Origin of the sequence: Burkholderia sp. CCA53, assembly GCF_001685525.1 — a bacterium.
Lineage (GTDB): Bacteria > Pseudomonadota > Gammaproteobacteria > Burkholderiales > Burkholderiaceae > Burkholderia > Burkholderia multivorans.
This window is the reverse complement of record NZ_BDDJ01000002.1, coordinates 1,864,834-1,882,054: the sequence shown is the minus strand read 5'-3', so window position 1 is coordinate 1,882,054 and position 17,221 is coordinate 1,864,834. Positions and strand designations below refer to the sequence as shown.

Below are 17,221 nucleotides of genomic sequence, written 5' to 3'. Positions count from 1 at the left end.
CGCGTATCCGCGCAACGCGAATCAAGCCATGAACGAACGCCGAAAACGCCAGCCCGGTGTCGATGCCCCGATCGCTCGTACGCCGCGGCGCGCCAGCTCGCATCTGATGCCGACGCTGCTCGACCGTCTGCGCGACGACGCCCCGCATCGACAGACCGAAGCGCCCGAGGCATACACGGCGACGCGCAAGCAGATGCGCGACATCGTCCAGCGCGATCTCGCCTATCTGCTCAATACGACGAGTATCGAAGACCGGATCGATCGCGCCCGCTATCCGCAAGCCGCCGCATCGACGGTCAATTTCGGCGTGCCGCCGCTCGCGGGCACCTTTATCGCATCGCGCCGTTGGAGCGACGTCGAATCGATGATCCGCCGCGCCATCGGCGATTTCGAGCCGCGCCTGATTCCGGAGTCGCTCGTGGTATCGCCACGCGCCGATACCGATGTCGATAGCGCCGGCGAACATCGCAACGTGCTCGCCTTCGAAGTGCGCGGCCTGATCCACATGGATCCGTATCCGCTCGAATTCATGGTGCAAAGCTCGCTGGACCTCGAAACGAGCGAAATCCGGATCACCGGCATGCGCGCCGGCTGAGCACGGCACACCCCGACCACAACGAGGCCTCTCCGATGGACCCGCGACTGCTCGACTACTACAACCAGGAACTCATCTACATGCGCGAGCTCGCCGCCGAATTCGCGCATGCGCATCCGAAGATCGCGCGTCGGCTCGGCATGCAGGCCGGCGAGGTGGCGGACCCGTATGTCGAACGCCTGATCGAATCGTTCAGCTTCATGGCCGCGCGCATGCAGATCAAGCTCGATGCAGAATTTCCGCGCTTCACGGAACGGCTGCTCGAGGTCATCTATCCGAACTACGTCGCGCCGATGCCGTCGATCTCGATCGCTCGCCTGTACCCCGGACAGACCGAAGGCAGCCTCGTCGACGGCTATCGCCTCCCGCGCGGCACCACGTTCACAGCGCAGGTTCCCGACGGCGAGCGCACGGCCTGCCGCTTCACGAGCGGACAGGACGTCACGCTGTGGCCGCTCGCGATCACCGACGCGCGGCTGACCGGCATTCCGCCGGATATCCCGGCGCTGGCGCGCTATAGCGCGCCCGATACACCCGTGCGCGGCGCGCTGCGAATCAGGCTCGCGACTACCGGCAACGTGCGGATCGCCGACCTGAAAGGACTCGACCGGCTCCCGGTCTATCTGGCTGGCGACGAACAGGTCGCGTCGCATCTGTTCGAATTGCTGCATGCGGGCGCGATCGCCTCGGTCATCGGCGCACCGGGCGAATTCGGCAGGCCCGGCCGCGCGCCGGCGGCCGTCACCGAACGCGCGGTCGAACACGAGGGGCTGGGCACCGATCAAAGCCTGCTGCCGCTGAACTGGGCCAAGTTTCACGGGCACAATCTGCTGCACGAGTACTTTGCCTGCCCCGCGCGGTTCTGGTTCTTCGCGTTGAACGGCCTTGCCGAAGGGTTCTCGCGCATCGACGGCCGGGAAGTCGAGATCGTCGTGCTGCTCGACCGTGCGCCGGGGCCGCTCGCCAATCTCGTCGATGCGTCGCGCTTCGCGCTCTTCTGTACGCCCGTCGTCAATCTGTTCCGCAAGCACACCGACCGCGTCGAGATTTCGCCGCGCGACACCGAATTCCATCTGGTTCCGGCTCGACTCACGCCGCTCGACTACGAGGTGTTCTCGGTCAGCGCCGTCTACGGTCAGGTCGCCGCCACGTCGTCCGAGCTCGAATTCCGGCCGCTCTATCAGACTCTGAACAACGACGAAGGCAATCACGGCCGCTATTTTTCGGTGCGGCGCGAACGGCGCCTGCTGTCCGATTCGGCGCGCCGCTACGGCACACGCACGCCGTACGTGGGAACGGAGGTGTTTCTCTCGCTCGTCGACCAGGCCGAGGCGCCGTACAGCGAAAACATCCGCTTCCTGTCCGTCGACGCGCTGTTGACGAACCGCGATCTCGCCACACTCGTGCCGCGCGACGGTGTGCGCGACCTCGAGACCGCGCAATCCGCGCCGGTCGACAGCATCGGTCTGATCCGGCCGCCGAGCGCACCGTTGCCGCCGTATGCCGAGCGGGAAACGGCATGGCGGCTGATCCGCCAGCTGAACTTCGACCATCTGCCGCTCGAGGCGCTCGATCACCGCGAAGGCGGACAAGGCCTGCGCGACCTGCTGCGCCTGTATCTCGTGGATGGCGACTCCGGGCAAAGCCGGCAGGTCGAAAGCCTCGTCGGCGCGAAAACACGCCCCGTGACGCGCAAGCTGCCGGGAACCGGCCCGATGACCTTCGGACGCGGCATCGAATGCACGCTGACCGTCGACGAGACGGGCTTCTCGGGCGTAAGCCCCTATCTTTTCGGCACGATCCTCGAACACTGGCTCGCGCGGCACGTGTCGATCAACAGCTTCACGCAGACGGAGCTTCATTCGATGCAACGCGGCCGGATCGCGCGCTGGCCGGCGCGCACCGGCACGCGCGGAGCGCTGTGATGCAGCGCGCCGCGTTTCCCGCACCGCTGCGCGGCAATGCGCTGTCGGCGGAACTGCTCGACGCCCTGCTGGCCGAGCCCTGGCGTTTCGGCTTCCTGTCGTTGATGCGGCGGATCGGCGCGAACGCCGCACTCGATCCGATCGGCACCGCGCGCCGGCCGCAGGCCGAACCGTTCCGACTGGGCCAGCAGCCGAGCCTGGCGTTCGCACCGCGGGAAATCGCGAGCGCGCACGAAACGGCCGGGCAACTGAAGGTGCGGCTGTTCGGCCTCGGCATGCTCGGCCCCAACGGCCCGCTGCCCATCCACGTGACCGAAATCGCGCGGGATCGGGAAAGCAGCCGCCGCGATACGACCACGGTCGACTTCTTCGACATCTTCCATCATCGGTTCTTCACGCTGTTCTATCGTGCGTGGGCCTCCGCACAGGCGGCTGCGGGCCTCGACCGCAAACACCGCGAACAGTTCTCGTTCTATGTCGCCAGCCTGGTCGGGCACGAGCTCGGCGAGATCGAACGCCGCCCCCTTGCGTCGCATGCGCGCCTGGCCGCCTCGGCCCATCTCATTCGCGAATCGCGCAATCCGGACGGGCTGCGCGCGACGCTCGAACATTATTTCGGTGTCCCGGTTGCGGTAGAGGAAAACGTCTTTCACTGGATCGAAATCGATCCGGCCGACTGCGGACGCATGGGCTATCCGGGCGCATCCGCGACGATGGGCCGCGGCGCCGTGCTCGGACGCGTCGCCCCCGACCGCCAGCACCGGTTCCGCATCGTGATCGGCCCCGTCGATCTCGACGCGTACCTGCGCTTCACGCCGCAGGGCGAAGACCTGCCACGACTCGTCGAGTGGGTGCGCGCCTTCGTCGGTCGCGAACTCGAATGGGAACTCGAGCTGCGCATCAAACCCGAGAGCGCGCCGCCGGCCGTGATGGGCGGCCGGCAGCGGTTGGGCTGGTCCGGCTGGCTGGGCCGGCCCGCACCCGACAAGCCGATCACCGGCATGCGCTTCGAGCCCGAACGCCATCCACGCCACTTCAATCGCCGCCATATGGCTTCCGGACATCGACCATGAGCAGGAAATCGTCCACCACAAAAAACACGGCCGGCCGGGTAGCCGTCGCCGATACGCCGCACGAAAACTGGCTCGCGCCGTTGAGCAAGTCGGCGCCATGCGGCCCCGATCTCGAATACGACCACGATTTCGTCGTGCTGTTTGCCGGCACCGCGCCGAGACAGGACGTGCAATACGGTGGCTTCGTCGGTTCGCCCGAGCCGCTGAACTGGAGCGAGATCGAGCGAGACTGCCGGCGGCTGATGACGCGAACGAAGGACATGCGCGTCGCCGTGCTGTATGCGCGCTGTCGCACGCGCCTGGCCGGCGTGGAAGGTCTTGCGGATGGAACGGGGCTATTGGCGGCCTGGTTGCAGGCGTTTCCGGAGCAGGTGCATCCGCGAGCCGATATCGACGACGATCGCCATGTCGCGCTGGAAATGCGAATGAACGCGCTGCAAGCGCTGGCGGATCCGGAAGGCTTGCTCGCCGACGTGCGCGAAATCGTCCTGACGCGATCGACGGCCGCCCGGCTGCAGGTACGCGACGTCGAGCGTGCGTTCGCTCATCCGCGGCCGGTCGATGCGCTTGCACCCGATTCGGTCGCGCTGCAGTTGCAGAATCTGCGCGAACAGCAACCCTCGACGGTGAAGGGCATCGACGACGCGATCGCGAATCTCTGCGCCATCGATGCGTGGTGCGCGACGCACCTCGAAACGTCGCTGCCGGATTTTTCCCCGTTGGTCCGCCTGCTTCGGCTCTTTCAGGTTGGCGACGCGCCGGGCGGCACGCGGTTCGCCACCTTGCCTTCGGCCGAGCGCGAGGCATGCGAGGCGCCGGTGCCGCCGGTGTTCGGCGACGCGCCTTCTGCCCCGCCCCGTGTGGACGACGCACAAACGGCTGCGCCCACCTCGACGTCCGTCGTCGCGCCCGCTTCGCTCGCGCCGACAGACCGGCAGGCAGCGCTGGCGTTGATCTGCGCGGCACGCCGCTGGTTCGAAACGCACGAACCAAGCAGCCCCATTCCGGTGCTGCTCGCACGCGCCGAACAATTCGTCGGAAAGCGCTATGTCGATGTCGTCAAGGCGATTCCGACGGAGCTGCTCGCCCAATGGGAAGCGGCAGACGAATCATGATCGCGGCCCGTCGCGCTTCGGTGTAACGGGCCGCGACGCATGCGCGGCGTTCAGTTCTCGACATCCTCGAGGCTGAACACTTCGGTCTTGTCGTTATACGAGAAGATCTCGCCGTACCGCCCCCAGTCGATCACCGCGTCGAGCGTTTCCTCCGCCGCGCCGTCCGACAGGAAATCCTCCAGCTCCTGCTCGAAGCGCACACGCGGCGCGCGATGGCCCGGCCGCTCGTTCAGCACCTTCTTGATCCGCGCGGCCAGCGGCACGTGCTTGAGCAGATGGTCCGCGAACATCAGCTTGCGCTCCTGCGTGCCGAATTCCGCGAACACGCGCCCCGGCGGCGTCAGGAACACGTCGCCTTCGCGCACGTCGGCAAAGCCCAGATGCTGCAGCACTTCGGCGATCGGGAACAGATCGTCCACCTCGAGATGCAGCGAGCGCGCGATCTCGGGCATATCGGCGCGGCCGTGATACGGCGCCATCGCGAGCGTCTCGATCAGGCCCGCCATCAGGTTCGTCGAGACCTGCGGCAGCCAGCTGCCCAGTTCAAGCCCCTTCTTCGTCGCCTCGCCGATCTGGCGCGCGGTCATCTTCGCGTAGATGTCGTCGACGAGTTTGCGGAATGCCGGATCCAGCCGGTTGCGCGGATGCTTGAACGGCACCTTGATCTCGGCGATCACGCGCCCCGGATTCGACGACAGCACCAGAATCCGGTCGCACATGAACACCGCTTCCTCGATGTTGTGCGTGACGATCAGCACCGACTTGATCGGCATGCGGCCCTGCGTCCACAGATCGAGCAGATCGGTACGCAGCGTTTCGGCCGTCAGCACGTCGAGCGCGGAGAACGGCTCGTCCATCAGCAGGATCGTCGGATCGACGACGAGCGCGCGCGCAAAGCCCACGCGCTGGCGCATGCCACCCGACAGCTCGCGCGGATACGCGTTCTCGAAGCCGTCGAGGCCGATCAGGTCGATCGCGGCGAGCGCGCGCTCGCGCCGCTCGCGTGCGCCGACGCCGAGCGCCTCGAGGCCGGCCTCGACGTTCTGCAGCACGGTGAGCCACGGGAACAGCGCGAACGTCTGGAATACCATCGCGACGCCTTCGGCCGGCCCGCGCAACGGCTTGCCGAGATACGTGACTTCGCCGCCGGTCGGCTCGATCAGCCCCGCGATGATGCGCAGCAGCGTCGACTTGCCCGAGCCCGAGCGGCCGAGCAGCCCGACGATTTCGCCTTCGCGCAGCGACAGGTTCGCGTCGTCGAGCACGAGCAGTTCGCCCTGCGTCTTGTTGAAGCCGCGGCAAACGTGCTCGACGCGCAGGATTTCTTCGCCGACATGCGGCACCTGCGACGGCGGCGTAGACGGCATCTGCACGGGGGCGTTCACAACGGTCGGGTTTTGCATCGCGCTTACTCTCAGTCCAGACGAAGCCGGGATTCGGCATAGGCGTACATCGGACGCCACAGCAGACGGTTGAACAACGTGACGAACAGCGACATCACGGCGATGCCGAGGATGATCTTGGGGAAATCGCCGGCGGCCGTCATCTCTGCGATATACGCGCCGAGGCCGTGCGCAACGACTTTCGTGTCGCCCCACTGCACGGCTTCGGACACGATGCTCGCGTTCCACGCGCCGCCCGACGCCGTGATCGCGCCCGTCACGTAATACGGAAAGATGCCGGGCAGCATCGCCTGCCGCCACCACTGCCAGCCGCGGATCCGGAAGTTCTTCGTCGCTTCCTTGTAGTCGTTCGGGTAAGACGTCGCGCCGGCGATCACGTTGAACAGGATGTACCACTGTGTGCCGAGCACGATCAGCGGCGACAGCCAGATATCGGCACTCAGATGCCAGCGGACGATTGCAATCACGAACACGGGAAACAGCAGGTTCGCCGGGAACGCTGCAAGGAACTGCGCGAGCGGCTGGATCTTCTCCGCGAGCGCCGGACGCAAGCCGATCAGCACGCCGAGCGGCACCCACACCACCGACGCGATCGCGATCAGCACGATCACGCGCAGCAGCGTGATCAGCCCGAGCACGACGACGTGTCCGACGTCGGCGATCGTCACACCGGTGCTCACATACGACACGACGCGCGCCGCGACGTAGACGGTCAGCACGATCACGGCGGCTGCCCAGACGAAGTCGCCGAACCGCGACGGGCTGCGCCGCGCCGTCTCGCGTGCACGCATCGCATCGAACGCGCGCACGCGCAGCGGCACGCGCGCGGCCTGCGACAGCAGCCAGCCCGCCGGCACGAGCAGCTGATGAATCGCGCGCGTGCGGCGCAGCAGGTCGAGCAGCCACGATTGCGGCGCATCGCCGGCGCTCGTGTTCTCCATGCGGAACTTGTCGGCCCACGCGACGAGCGGCCGGAACAGCAGCTGGTCGTAGGCGAGGATCACGACCGTCATCGCGACGATCACCCAGCCGACCGCGCCGAGATTCTGTTCGGCGATCGCCTGCGCGAGGTAGGCGCCGATGCCCGGCAGCGTGATCGTCCGGTTGCCGACCGTGATCGCCTCCGACGCGACGACGAAGAACCACCCACCCGACATCGACATCATCATGTTCCAGATCAGCCCCGGCATCGAGAACGGCACCTCGAGTTTCCAGAAGCGTTGCCAGCCGGTCAGATGGAAGCCGCGCGACACTTCATGGAGATCGCGCGGCACCGTGCGCAGCGACTGGTAGAAGCTGAACGTCATGTTCCACGCCTGACTCGTGAAGATCGCGAAGATCGCCGCGAGTTCGGCGCCGAGCACGCGCCCCGGAAACAGTGCAAGGAAGAACGTGACCGTAAAGGAGATGTAGCCGAGCACGGGCACCGACTGCAGGATGTCGAGGATCGGAATCAGCACCATCCCCGCGCGACGGCTCTTCGCTGCGAGCGTGCCGTAAATCAGCGTGAACGCGAGCGACGCGACCATCGCGGCAAGCATCCGCAGCGTCGTGCGCAGCGCGTATTCGGGTAAGTTCGACGGATCGAGCGAGATCTTCTGCGTCTGCAGCGTCGCGATCGGCGCGAGCGTCTCGCGGAAACCGACGATCGCCATGGCGAGCACGCAGATGATCAGCGGAAACGCGACGGCATCCCAGCGGTTGGGCACGACGCGCCACGCGGACGCGTTCGCGGTGCGGTTCGGATCGAAGCTGATGGCCATCGGTAGCGTGTGTTCCGTTCGATTGAAATACGGCGTCCTGCCGGTGCCGCGCTCGGCGACGCCCCCGTCGTCGCGACGCCGAACCGGTCACGCAGCCTATCGGGCGGCGGTGACGCGAATATGACGTGCCGATTACAAGACATTGACGCGTCACGGATCAATGCATCAAGCGCCGCCGCGCGCGGGAATAAATCGGCCGCTCGCCCGGTATCGCATGCGCAATGCGCCGGTCATTCCGCGGACGCTCCGGCCGTCCCGCTTCCGTCACACGATTGCGAGGCTCACATGTCTTCATCGAATCCTTCCCGCCCGTCGCGTCGCCGCGCGATCCAGTGCATGGCGTTCGGCGGGCTCGGCACGCTGTTCATGCTGTCGGGCGGCGTGCTCACGCCGCTCGATCTCGCACGCGCGCAGGCCGGCACACGCCCGGGCGCGGGCCAGCCGCTGTTTCTGCAGATCAGCGACACGCACATCGGCTTCAACAAGGACGCGAATCCGGACGTCGCCGCGACGCTCGCGCAGACGATTGCGCTCGTCAAGGCGATGCCCGAGACGCCCGCGCTGGCGATCCACACGGGCGACATCACGCATCTGTCGAAGCCCGACGAGTTCGACCGCGCCTCGCAGCTGCTGTCCGGGCTACGCGTGCCCGAGCTGCACACGGTGCCTGGCGAACACGACGTGACGGACGGCTCGGGCGCCGAGTACTTCCGCCGCTTCGGCCGCGCGTCCGACAATCGCGGCTACTACAGCTTCGATCATGCGGGCGTGCACTTCGTCGCGCTCGTGAACGTGATGCATTTCAAACCGAACGGACTCGGCAGCTTCGGCGACGATCAGCTCGCATGGCTCGCGCAGGATCTGAACGGCCGCACGTCGAGCACGCCGATCGTCGTGTTCTCGCACATGCCGATGTGGACGATCTACGAACCGTGGGGCTGGGGCACCGGCGATGCGCCGCAGGCGCTCGCGCTGCTGCGCCGCTTCGGCTCGGTCACCGTGCTGAACGGGCATATCCACCAGATCGTGTCGAAGGTCGAGGGCAACGTGACCTTTCATACTGCGCGCTCGACCGCGTTCCCGCAGCCGACCGCAGGCAACGGGCCGGGCCCCGTGCCGCTCACGGTGCCGCGCGCGCAGCTCGCGAAGATGCTCGGCGTGACGACGGTCGAGTTCAGCGGCGCGCCGGCGGCATCGGCACTGCATGACGCAACGCTCGCGTGAACCACGGGGAGACCGACATGAACCGCCTGCTTCCATCGCGCGCCCTCGCCGCGTGGTTCGCCTCGGCAATCGTCGCCGGCATGCCGTGCGCGGCCTCCGCGCAATCGACCGCCGGCCCGCTCGTGACGATCCGCAACTTCATGTTTTCGCCGATGTCGACGACGATCAAGGCCGGCACGACGATCACCTGGAAAAACCTCGACGCCGAACCGCACACGGTCGTCAACGATGCCGGGATCTTCCATTCGAGCGCGCTCGACCAGAACGATACGTACGCGTACCGCTTCGACAAGCGCGGCGTCTATCACGTGTTCTGCGGGATTCATCCATACATGAAGGAGACGATCACCGTCGAATGACGCTGCGCGGCCGGTGCGCGTGTGCGCTCGCCGAGCGCGGACCGCGCGCGCGATCGATCGCCTACACTGGTTCCATCCGGCCGGAACCCGCCGGCCGTCACCGACGACGAGGCAAGCGATGACGGCAAATCAACCTTCACCCCCGAAGCTGCCCGGGCAGGTCGTGCTCGTGCTGCAGGGCGGCGGCGCGCTGGGCGCCTATCAGCTCGGCGTGTTCGAAGCGATGGACGCGTCGGGCATCGAACCCGACTGGGTGATCGGCACGTCGATCGGCGCGATCAACGCGGCGTTGATCGCGGGCAACCGGCGCGCGCAGCGTGCGCAACGGCTCGCCGAGTTCTGGCGCCGCGTGACGGAGCGCCCGGCCGCGTACGTGCCGGGCTTCCCGGCGAGTTGGGACAAGATCTGTTCGGAACTGGCCGTGATCGGCGCGGGCATCCCCGGCTTCTTCCGGCCGAATCCCGATGCGTGGCTGGGCCCGCTCGCGCACGTCGGCGTCGATCGCGCGTCGTACTACGTGGTCGAGCCGCTGCGCGACACGCTCGCGTCGCTGATCGATGCCGATCTGCTGAATGCCGGACGTCCGCGGCTGACGGTCGGCGCCGTGAACGCGTGCACCGGCGAGATGCGCTATTTCGACTCACGCGACCAGCGACTCGGCATCGATCACGTGATGAGCTCGGGCGCGCTGCCGCCCGCGTTTCCGGCCGTGCGCATCGACGACGCGCCGTACTGGGACGGCGGCATCTATTCGAATACGCCGGTCGAGGTCGTACTCGACGATTCGCCGCGCCGCAGCTCGATCATCTTCTCCGTGCAGATGTGGAACCCGGTCGGCCCGGAGCCGCAAAGCATCTGGCAGGTATCGGAACGTCAGAAGGACATCCAGTACGCGAGCCGCACCGACAGCCATATCGCGCGCCAGCAGCAGATCCACCGGCTGCGCCACGTGATCCGCGAACTCGTGATGCGGCTGCCGGAAGCGGAGCGCTCGTCGCCGGACGTGCAGGCGCTCGCCGCGTGGGGCTGCCAGACGACGATGCGCGTGATCAAGCTCGCGGCGCCGCGGCTCGACGGCGACGACCAGTGGAAGGACATCGACTTCACGCCGTCCGGCATCGCGGCGCGCCGGCAGGCCGGCTTCGAAGCGGCGATGCAGGCGATCGCCGCACGGCCGTGGGAGATGCCGATGGATCCGACCGAAGGGCTGACCGTCTACAGCCCCGAAGAAAACCGCGTCGGCGAACGGCACGCCTAAGCGCGCGACGCCTGCGCTAGCCGAGCGCGAGCTGCAGAAAGTTGCGCACGACCGGCGACGGATCGTCGGCGCGCGACGCGACGCCGAGCCGCGCGCGCAGCGCGGCGTTCGCGATCGGACGATAGACGACGCCGGCAATCCGCACCTGCGTGATCGCGTCGGGGACCAGCGAGACGCCCAAGCCCGCGGCGACCAGCGTGACCGCAGACGCCATCTGCGGGGCCGGCTGCGCCATCCGCGGCTGGAACCCGGCCGCATTGCACGCGGCGACGATGTCGTCGAACAGCGTACTCCCGGCCTCGCGCGGGACCTGCACGAACGACTCGTCGGCGAGCTCCGCGAGCGCGATCTGGCGCCGCCGCGCGAGCCGATGCGCGACCGGCAGCGCGACGAACATCGGCTCCTCGTCCCACTCCGCGATGCGCAGCACGGGAGCGATCCGCTGCCGCGGCCGCACCAGCGCGACGTCGAGCCGCCCCGCTTCGAGCTCGGCGAGCAGCACGCCGGACGTCGCTTCGAGCAACGTGAGCTCGGCCTGCGGAAACGCTTCGCGGAAACGGCGCAGCAGATCCGACACCTTCGAATTGAACGCAGCCGTCCCGGTGAAACCGACGCGCAGATGCCCGATTTCGCCGCGTGCGGCGCGTCTTGCCGCGCGCGATGCGCGTTCCGCGTCGTCGAGCACGCGGCGCGCCTCGTCGCGAAACACTTCGCCGGCCGTCGTCAGCTCGGCGCCGCGCGCGGTGCGCCTGAACAATTCGACGCCAAGCTCGTTCTCGAGCGCCTTGATCTGCTGACTGAGCGGCGGCTGCCCGATTCCGAGCGTTTCCGCGGCCTTCGTGAAATTGGACGTGGCGGCCACGGCCAGAAAATAACGGAGATGCCGAAGTTCCATGCGTTGCGTCCTGCGCCCGTGGCGGAGATGCCGATTGGCACGCCGCAGCCAGTGGAAAAACATATGGCTGCGGTTCTTTTCATATATTGGACATATGTTCCGGTGCGCGCAAGAATACACGCATTCCCTGCCACATCGGACCTGTCCATGTCTTCGTCCACGATTGCGTCGTCTGCGCACGGCGCGTCGAAAGTCGCACCCGACGCGCTTCCGGCCGGCGTGTCGCCACGCTCGGCCGCATACAAGCGCATCGCATTTGCGCTGTTTCTTGCCGGCTTCTCCACGTTTTCGCTGCTGTATTGCGTACAGCCTCTGCTGCCCGCATTCGCGCGCGAATTCGGCCTCGGCGCGGCGTCCAGTTCGCTCTCGCTGTCGCTGTCGACCGGCGCGCTCGCGGTGTCGATCCTCTGCGCGGGCGCCTTGTCCGAGCGGTTCGGCCGCCGCGGGCTGATGTTCGCGTCGATGACGCTCGCGGCCGCGTTCAACCTGCTCGCGGCGCTCGCGCCCAACTGGCAGCTGCTGCTCGTGTGGCGCGCACTCGAAGGGTTCGCGCTCGGCGGCGTGCCGGCCGTCGCAATGGCCTATCTGGCCGAGGAAATCGCGGCCGAAGGGCTCGGTTTCTCGATGGGTCTGTACGTCGGCGGCACTGCGTTCGGCGGCATGATCGGACGAATCGGGATGAGCGCGCTCGAGGAATATTTTTCGTGGCGCACCGCGATGCTGACGATCGGCATCGTCGACTTGATCGCCGCGGTCGCGTTCGTGCTGCTGCTGCCGCCGTCGCGGCGCTTCGTGAAGCGCACCGACCTGACGCTGCGTCATCATCTGCGGCTCTGGCATGCGCAGCTGCGCCACGCGCGACTGCCGTTCGTGTTCGCGATCGGCTTTCTCGTGATGGGCGCCTTCGTGACCGTGTACAACTACGCCGGCTTCCGCCTGATGGCCGCGCCGTTCAACCTTCGTCCGGCCGTATGCGGGCTGATTTTCGGCGCGTATCTGTTCGGGATGGTGTCGTCGTCGACGGCCGGCGCGCTCGCCGACCGCCTCGGCCGCGCACCGGTGCTGACGAGCGGCATTCTCGTGTTTGCCGCGGGCCTCGCGCTGACGCTCTCGCATTCGCTCGTCGCGATCGTCGTCGGGATCGTGCTCGTCACGATCGGCTTTTTCGTCGCGCATTCGGTCGCGAGCGGCTGGGTCGGCTATCTTGCCGGTCCGGCAAAGGGGCACGCGGCATCGCTGTACCTGCTCGCCTACTACGTCGGCTCCAGCGTGCTCGGCTCGCTCGGCGGCACGTTCTGGCAACGCGGCGCGTGGACGAGCGTCGCCGCTTACGTCGCGGTGCTGCTCGTGCTCGGGTTGCTGGCCGCGCGGCGCCTCACGCACGGTAAGTAACGTCGCGTTGAAGAAACGGGCCCACATCGCAGCGATTTGACCCTCGCGATGCGCGGCCTATCAACCCCTTTGAGACCAGTGCTTTCAAACATATCGGGAAAATCCGATATAAGATTCCGCCATTGACGATATCCGTTGCCCTTCGATCGCCACCTGCCGATCCATGCCGAACGAACCCGACATCGACGCGATCCTGAAAGCGCTCGCGAATCCCGTGCGCCGTGAAATCCTCGTATGGCTGAAAACGCCGGACGTGCATTTCCCGGATCAGACGCTGCCGTACCACCACGGCGTATGCGCCGGGCAGATCGACGCGCGCTGCGGGCTGTCGCAGTCGACCGTCTCCGCGCATCTCGCGACGCTGCAGCGCGCGGGGCTCGTGACGTCGACGCGGGTCGGCCAGTGGGCGTTCTTCAAGCGCAACGAGGCCGTCATCGACGCGTTTCTCGACGCACTGCGCCGAGAGCTCTGACCATCCGGCCGAACCGGCCATGCGGGCCCGCGCCGCGCGATGCGCGCGCCGGTCCCGCCCTTCGTGAAGAGGTAATCCGTATGCCTACGCTGTTCGACCCCGTTACCCTCGGCGATCTGAAGCTGCCGAACCGCATCGTGATGGCACCGCTGACGCGCAGCCGCGCCGGCGACACGCGCATCCCGAACGACCTGATGGCGCGCTACTACGCCGAACGCGCGTCGGCGGGCCTGATCATCAGCGAGGCGACGTCGGTCACGCCGCAAGGCGTCGGCTATGCAGGCACGCCCGGCATCTGGTCGGACGAGCAGGTCGAAGGCTGGAAGCGCGTGACGCAGGCCGTCCATCGTGCGGGTGGCCGCATCGTGCTGCAGCTCTGGCACGTCGGCCGGATCTCCGATCCGATGTTCCTGAACGGCGATCTGCCGGTCGCGCCGAGCGCGATCGCGGCGGGCGGCCACGTGAGCCTCGTGCGTCCGCAGCGGCCGTTCGTGACGCCGCGCGCGCTCGAACTCGACGAGATCCCCGGCATCGTCGCGGCCTACCGCAAGGGCGCCGAAAACGCGAAGGCGGCCGGCTTCGACGGCGTCGAGATCCACGGCGCGAACGGCTATCTGCTCGACCAGTTCCTGCAGGACAGCACGAACCGCCGCACCGACGCGTACGGCGGCCCGATCGAAAACCGTGCGCGGCTGCTGCTCGAAGTCGTCGACGCGGCGATCGACGTGTGGGGCGCCGGGCGTGTCGGCGTGCACCTCGCGCCGCGCGGCGATGCGCACACGATGGGCGATTCCGACCCGGCCGCGACGTTCGGCTATGTGGCGCGCGAACTCGGCCGCCGCCGCATCGCGTTCATCTTCACGCGCGAGTCGTACAGCGGCGACCACCTGAGCCCGCAGCTGAAAGAGGCGTTCGGCGGCCCGCTGATCGCGAACGAGCAGTTCACGTTCGACAGCGCGCAGGCCGCACTCGCGCGCGGCGACGCCGACGCGATCGCATGGGGCAAGCTGTTCATCGCGAATCCAGACCTGCCGCGCCGCCTCGAACTCGGCGCGCCGCTGAACCAGCCGGTGCCCGAAACCTTCTACGCGGAAGGCGAGACGGGCTACACCGACTATCCGGCGCTCAGCGACGCCGCCTGAGCGTCGTCCTTCGCGTGTTCACGCGCGCACGTCCGCGCGCATGAACACGCGCTGCGTCTCGTCGAGGCCGCGCGCGACGTGATGCGCGCGGATCGCGCGCAGCGTGTCGTCGAGCATCGCATCGTCGAGCACGCGAAAGCCGAGCCGCGCGTAATACGGCGCATTCCACGGCACGTCGCGAAACGTCGACAGCACGATCTGCGCGATCGCCTGTTGCGCCGCACACGCCATCACGTGCTCGATCAGCCGCGCGCCGATCCGCCGCCCGGCGTGGGACGGCGCGACGTCCAGTTCCTCCAGATAGAGCCGCTGCGCATCGAGCAGCCGATAGAACGCGAAGCCGACGCAGGTGTGCTGCGCGTCCGTGTCGACCGCGACGTACGCGTGCCCGGCATCGATTCGCGCGAGCACGTCCGCTGCGTCGGTCGCGCCGCCGTCCGCGATGCCGTGCATGCCGAGCGCGCGAAAACGGTGCGCGGCGGCAATCTCGACGGCGGCCATCGCAGGGGCGTCTTCGCGGGTGGCGGGTCGAATGCGGATCGAATCGGTCATTGCGGCAGTACACGGTCTGGAACGCCCGTCACTATAATCGAACGTTCCGAATGCGTTCGTCCCCGAGGTTCGCCATGTCGCTGTCCGCGCTTGCCGTCTTTGCCTTCGCACTGCTCGTCACCGCCGGCACGCCCGGCCCCAGCGTCGCCGCGCTCGTCGCGCGCGTGCTGACGAACGGCGTGCGCGACGTGCTGCCGTTTCTCGCCGCGATGTGGATCGGCGAAGCGCTGTGGCTGACGCTCGCGGTCGCCGGGCTGTCCGCATTCGCGCGCACGTTCGAGACGGGGCTGCTCGTGCTGAAGTTCGCGGGCGTCGCCTACCTGCTGTTTCTTGCGTGGAAGATGTGGAGCGCACCGACCGACGGCGGTGCCGACGAGCTGCCGCGCGGGCAATCGCCGGTACGGATGTTCGTCGCCGGCGCGCTGGTCACGCTCGGCAACCCGAAGATCATACTGTTCTATCTCGCGCTGCTGCCGACGATCGTCGATCTGACGCACGTCGGCGTCGTCGCGTGGGCGGAACTGGTCGGCACGATGCTCGCGGTCCTCATCTTCGCCGACTGCTTCTGGTCGCTGCTGGCGATGCGCGCGCGGTCGTTCCTGACGTCCGCGCGTGCGAAACGGATCGCGAACCGCACGAGCGCGACCGCGATGGCCGGGGCGGCGGTCGCGATCGCGACGCGCTGACGCCCTTGCCCATCCGCGGCGCGCGCACGAACGCGCGTCGCCATGCGCCGCGGGAGTGCGCGCCCGGCGGGACGCGCGACGCGTTCAGCAGCCCGACGCGCGCGGCACGCGCTCCACCTCGAGCCCGAACCACGGCCGCACACGCGTGCCGATCACGTTGCCGGCAAACGCGGCGACGAGCCACAGCCAGCCGTGCAGGCTGCCCGACACGATCCCGCTGAAATACGCGCCGATATTGCAGCCGTACGCCAGCCGCGCGCCGTAGCCGAGCAGCAGCCCGCCGACGACGGCCGCCGCGAGCGAGCGCAGCGGCACGCGCCACACCGGCGCATAGCGTCCGGCGAGCGACGCGGCGAACATCGCGCCGATCACGATGCCGATGTCCATCATCGACGTCACGTCGCGCGTGACTGGCGCGGCGAGCGCGGCCGCGTTCGCTTTCGCGGTCCAGTACGGCCAGCTTGCGACGTCGACGCCGAGCGCCGCGGCAACCTTGGCGCCCCACAGCGCGAACGCGGACGTGACGCCCCACGGCCGGCCGGACAGCGCGAGCGTCGCGAAGTTGAGCACCGCGAGCGCGATCGCGCCGCCGATCAGCGGCCACGGCCCGTAGAGCCAGCGCGCGGATGCATTGGCGCGCAGTTCCGGCGCGACGAGCCGCCCGTGGCGCCGCTTTTCGACGACGACCGTGAGCGCCGCAATCGCCGCGAACAACAGCCAGCTGCCCGCGAGCGCCGGCAGCGCGCCGAACGACTTGACGACCGAAACCGGCGGCAGCGACGGCAGCGCGGTCCAGAACGGCATATGCGCGGTCGCGATCACCGAGCCGGCGACGAACGCGGCGAGCGTGACGAGCATCCGCGTCGAACCGCCGCCGACCGTATACAGCGTGCCGGACGCGCACCCGCCGCCGAGCTGCATCCCGATCCCGAACAGGAACGCGCCGACGACGACCGACGTCCCCGCGGGCGACACGAGCCCCGTCACCGGCTTGCCGAACAGCGTGCCGGCCGCGAGCGCCGGAAAGAACAGCGCGGTGCCGATCGCGAGCATCACCATCTGCGCGCGCAGGCCGGCGCCGCGACCGTCGGCGATGAAGACGCGCCATGCGGACGTGAAGCCGAACGCCGCGTGATACAGCGTGACGCCGAGCAGCGCGCCGACGACGAACAGTGCGGCGATCCGCGCGTCCGCGACGCGCGCAAGATAGGTTGTACCGACAACGATCGCGATCGCCGCGACCGCGAGCGATTTCGCATTGACGTCCGCGCGACGCGGCATGGACGATGCCAAATCCGACATGACTTCTCCCCTGTGAAGCGCTTGAATACGCAAAACCGCCATTTTCGCGCGTTTGCGCGCACTTC

At 67.8% G+C, this 17,221-nt stretch carries 16 protein-coding genes; 11 read left to right on the top strand and 5 right to left on the bottom strand.

Annotated features, from left to right (window positions below; translation table 11 throughout):
- Positions 1-28 precede the first annotated feature (28 nt).
- From tssE to BCR55_RS24605, 4 genes are read left to right on the top strand one after another with little or no spacing between them, the layout of a single operon-like run.
- Positions 29-595 (top strand): type VI secretion system baseplate subunit TssE, encoded by a 567-nt coding sequence (tssE, locus tag BCR55_RS24620; protein ID WP_065496301.1) that lies wholly within the window; start codon positions 29-31, stop codon positions 593-595.
- Positions 596-630: 35 nt separating this feature from the next.
- Positions 631-2,520 (top strand): type VI secretion system baseplate subunit TssF, encoded by a 1,890-nt coding sequence (gene tssF, locus BCR55_RS24615; protein ID WP_065496300.1) that lies wholly within the window; start codon positions 631-633, stop codon positions 2,518-2,520.
- The gene (tssG, locus tag BCR55_RS24610) at positions 2,520-3,593 is read left to right on the top strand and encodes a type VI secretion system baseplate subunit TssG (protein ID WP_065496298.1); all 1,074 of its coding nucleotides are present in this window, start codon (positions 2,520-2,522) and stop codon (positions 3,591-3,593) included. The genes tssF and tssG overlap by 1 nt, the downstream gene beginning before the upstream one ends.
- Positions 3,590-4,708: an ImpA family type VI secretion system protein gene (locus BCR55_RS24605; RefSeq protein ID WP_065496296.1), complete on the top strand. Its 1,119-nt coding sequence runs from the start codon at positions 3,590-3,592 to the stop codon at positions 4,706-4,708. The genes tssG and BCR55_RS24605 overlap by 4 nt, the downstream gene beginning before the upstream one ends.
- Before the next feature lie 50 nt (positions 4,709-4,758).
- Here BCR55_RS24605 and BCR55_RS24600 read toward each other — a convergent pair whose 3' ends face one another.
- Together BCR55_RS24600 and BCR55_RS24595 are read right to left on the bottom strand one after the other, a co-directional pair.
- The gene (locus tag BCR55_RS24600) at positions 4,759-6,111 is read right to left on the bottom strand and encodes an AAA-associated domain-containing protein (RefSeq protein WP_065496294.1); all 1,353 of its coding nucleotides are present in this window, start codon (positions 6,109-6,111) and stop codon (positions 4,759-4,761) included.
- Between the two features lie 11 nt (positions 6,112-6,122).
- Complete coding sequence (locus tag BCR55_RS24595; protein WP_065496292.1) at positions 6,123-7,874, bottom strand: ABC transporter permease subunit; 1,752 nt, start codon at positions 7,872-7,874, stop codon at positions 6,123-6,125.
- A 285-nt stretch (positions 7,875-8,159) separates the two neighbouring features.
- Here BCR55_RS24595 and BCR55_RS24590 point away from each other — a divergent pair, with 285 nt between their 5' ends.
- The 3 genes from BCR55_RS24590 to BCR55_RS24580 all read left to right on the top strand — a co-directional run bounded on the left by BCR55_RS24590 (position 8,160) and on the right by BCR55_RS24580 (position 10,715).
- Positions 8,160-9,098, top strand: coding sequence for a metallophosphoesterase (locus BCR55_RS24590; RefSeq protein ID WP_065496290.1), 939 nt, complete (start codon positions 8,160-8,162; stop codon positions 9,096-9,098).
- Between the two features lie 17 nt (positions 9,099-9,115).
- On the top strand, positions 9,116-9,457 hold the full coding sequence (locus tag BCR55_RS24585) for a cupredoxin family copper-binding protein (RefSeq protein WP_053298380.1): 342 nt from the start codon (positions 9,116-9,118) through the stop codon (positions 9,455-9,457).
- Positions 9,458-9,575: 118 nt separating this feature from the next.
- A complete protein-coding gene (locus BCR55_RS24580) occupies positions 9,576-10,715 on the top strand; it encodes a patatin-like phospholipase family protein (RefSeq protein WP_006411582.1) in 1,140 nt (379 codons plus the stop codon).
- A 16-nt stretch (positions 10,716-10,731) separates the two neighbouring features.
- Here BCR55_RS24580 and BCR55_RS24575 read toward each other — a convergent pair whose 3' ends face one another.
- The gene (locus BCR55_RS24575; RefSeq protein WP_006411590.1) at positions 10,732-11,610 is read right to left on the bottom strand and encodes a LysR family transcriptional regulator; all 879 of its coding nucleotides are present in this window, start codon (positions 11,608-11,610) and stop codon (positions 10,732-10,734) included.
- Positions 11,611-11,757: 147 nt separating this feature from the next.
- Between BCR55_RS24575 and BCR55_RS24570 the strand changes: the two genes are divergently transcribed.
- The 3 genes from BCR55_RS24570 to BCR55_RS24560 all read left to right on the top strand — a co-directional run bounded on the left by BCR55_RS24570 (position 11,758) and on the right by BCR55_RS24560 (position 14,616).
- The gene (locus BCR55_RS24570) at positions 11,758-13,002 is read left to right on the top strand and encodes an MFS transporter (protein WP_065496288.1); all 1,245 of its coding nucleotides are present in this window, start codon (positions 11,758-11,760) and stop codon (positions 13,000-13,002) included.
- 163 nt (positions 13,003-13,165) lie between these two features.
- Complete coding sequence (locus BCR55_RS24565) at positions 13,166-13,474, top strand: helix-turn-helix transcriptional regulator (RefSeq protein ID WP_065496285.1); 309 nt, start codon at positions 13,166-13,168, stop codon at positions 13,472-13,474.
- An 80-nt stretch (positions 13,475-13,554) separates the two neighbouring features.
- Entirely contained in the window at positions 13,555-14,616 is a 1,062-nt protein-coding gene (locus tag BCR55_RS24560) for an alkene reductase (protein WP_006396690.1), read from the top strand.
- Positions 14,617-14,634: 18 nt separating this feature from the next.
- On the opposite strand, the gene BCR55_RS24555 is transcribed toward BCR55_RS24560, so the two are convergent.
- Positions 14,635-15,168, bottom strand: a complete 534-nt coding sequence (locus tag BCR55_RS24555; protein WP_065496282.1) for a GNAT family N-acetyltransferase — start codon at positions 15,166-15,168, stop codon at positions 14,635-14,637.
- Positions 15,169-15,242: 74 nt separating this feature from the next.
- Between BCR55_RS24555 and BCR55_RS24550 the strand changes: the two genes are divergently transcribed.
- Entirely contained in the window at positions 15,243-15,854 is a 612-nt protein-coding gene (locus tag BCR55_RS24550; RefSeq protein WP_065496278.1) for a LysE family translocator, read from the top strand.
- Between the two features lie 84 nt (positions 15,855-15,938).
- On the opposite strand, the gene BCR55_RS24545 is transcribed toward BCR55_RS24550, so the two are convergent.
- A complete protein-coding gene (locus BCR55_RS24545) occupies positions 15,939-17,156 on the bottom strand; it encodes a YeeE/YedE family protein (protein ID WP_035948031.1) in 1,218 nt (405 codons plus the stop codon).
- Positions 17,157-17,221: the final 65 nt, after the last annotated feature.

Coding starts and splice junctions, on each gene's coding strand:
- tssE (WP_065496301.1), top strand. CDS start 29: ATGAACGAACGCCGAAAACGCCAGCCCGGTGTCGATGCCCCGATCGCT.
- tssF (WP_065496300.1), top strand. CDS start 631: ATGGACCCGCGACTGCTCGACTACTACAACCAGGAACTCATCTACATG.
- tssG (WP_065496298.1), top strand. CDS start 2,520: ATGCAGCGCGCCGCGTTTCCCGCACCGCTGCGCGGCAATGCGCTGTCG.
- BCR55_RS24605 (WP_065496296.1), top strand. CDS start 3,590: ATGAGCAGGAAATCGTCCACCACAAAAAACACGGCCGGCCGGGTAGCC.
- BCR55_RS24600 (WP_065496294.1), bottom strand. CDS start 6,111: ATGCAAAACCCGACCGTTGTGAACGCCCCCGTGCAGATGCCGTCTACG.
- BCR55_RS24595 (WP_065496292.1), bottom strand. CDS start 7,874: ATGGCCATCAGCTTCGATCCGAACCGCACCGCGAACGCGTCCGCGTGG.
- BCR55_RS24590 (WP_065496290.1), top strand. CDS start 8,160: ATGTCTTCATCGAATCCTTCCCGCCCGTCGCGTCGCCGCGCGATCCAG.
- BCR55_RS24585 (WP_053298380.1), top strand. CDS start 9,116: ATGAACCGCCTGCTTCCATCGCGCGCCCTCGCCGCGTGGTTCGCCTCG.
- BCR55_RS24580 (WP_006411582.1), top strand. CDS start 9,576: ATGACGGCAAATCAACCTTCACCCCCGAAGCTGCCCGGGCAGGTCGTG.
- BCR55_RS24575 (WP_006411590.1), bottom strand. CDS start 11,610: ATGGAACTTCGGCATCTCCGTTATTTTCTGGCCGTGGCCGCCACGTCC.
- BCR55_RS24570 (WP_065496288.1), top strand. CDS start 11,758: ATGTCTTCGTCCACGATTGCGTCGTCTGCGCACGGCGCGTCGAAAGTC.
- BCR55_RS24565 (WP_065496285.1), top strand. CDS start 13,166: ATGCCGAACGAACCCGACATCGACGCGATCCTGAAAGCGCTCGCGAAT.
- BCR55_RS24560 (WP_006396690.1), top strand. CDS start 13,555: ATGCCTACGCTGTTCGACCCCGTTACCCTCGGCGATCTGAAGCTGCCG.
- BCR55_RS24555 (WP_065496282.1), bottom strand. CDS start 15,168: ATGACCGATTCGATCCGCATTCGACCCGCCACCCGCGAAGACGCCCCT.
- BCR55_RS24550 (WP_065496278.1), top strand. CDS start 15,243: ATGTCGCTGTCCGCGCTTGCCGTCTTTGCCTTCGCACTGCTCGTCACC.
- BCR55_RS24545 (WP_035948031.1), bottom strand. CDS start 17,156: ATGTCGGATTTGGCATCGTCCATGCCGCGTCGCGCGGACGTCAATGCG.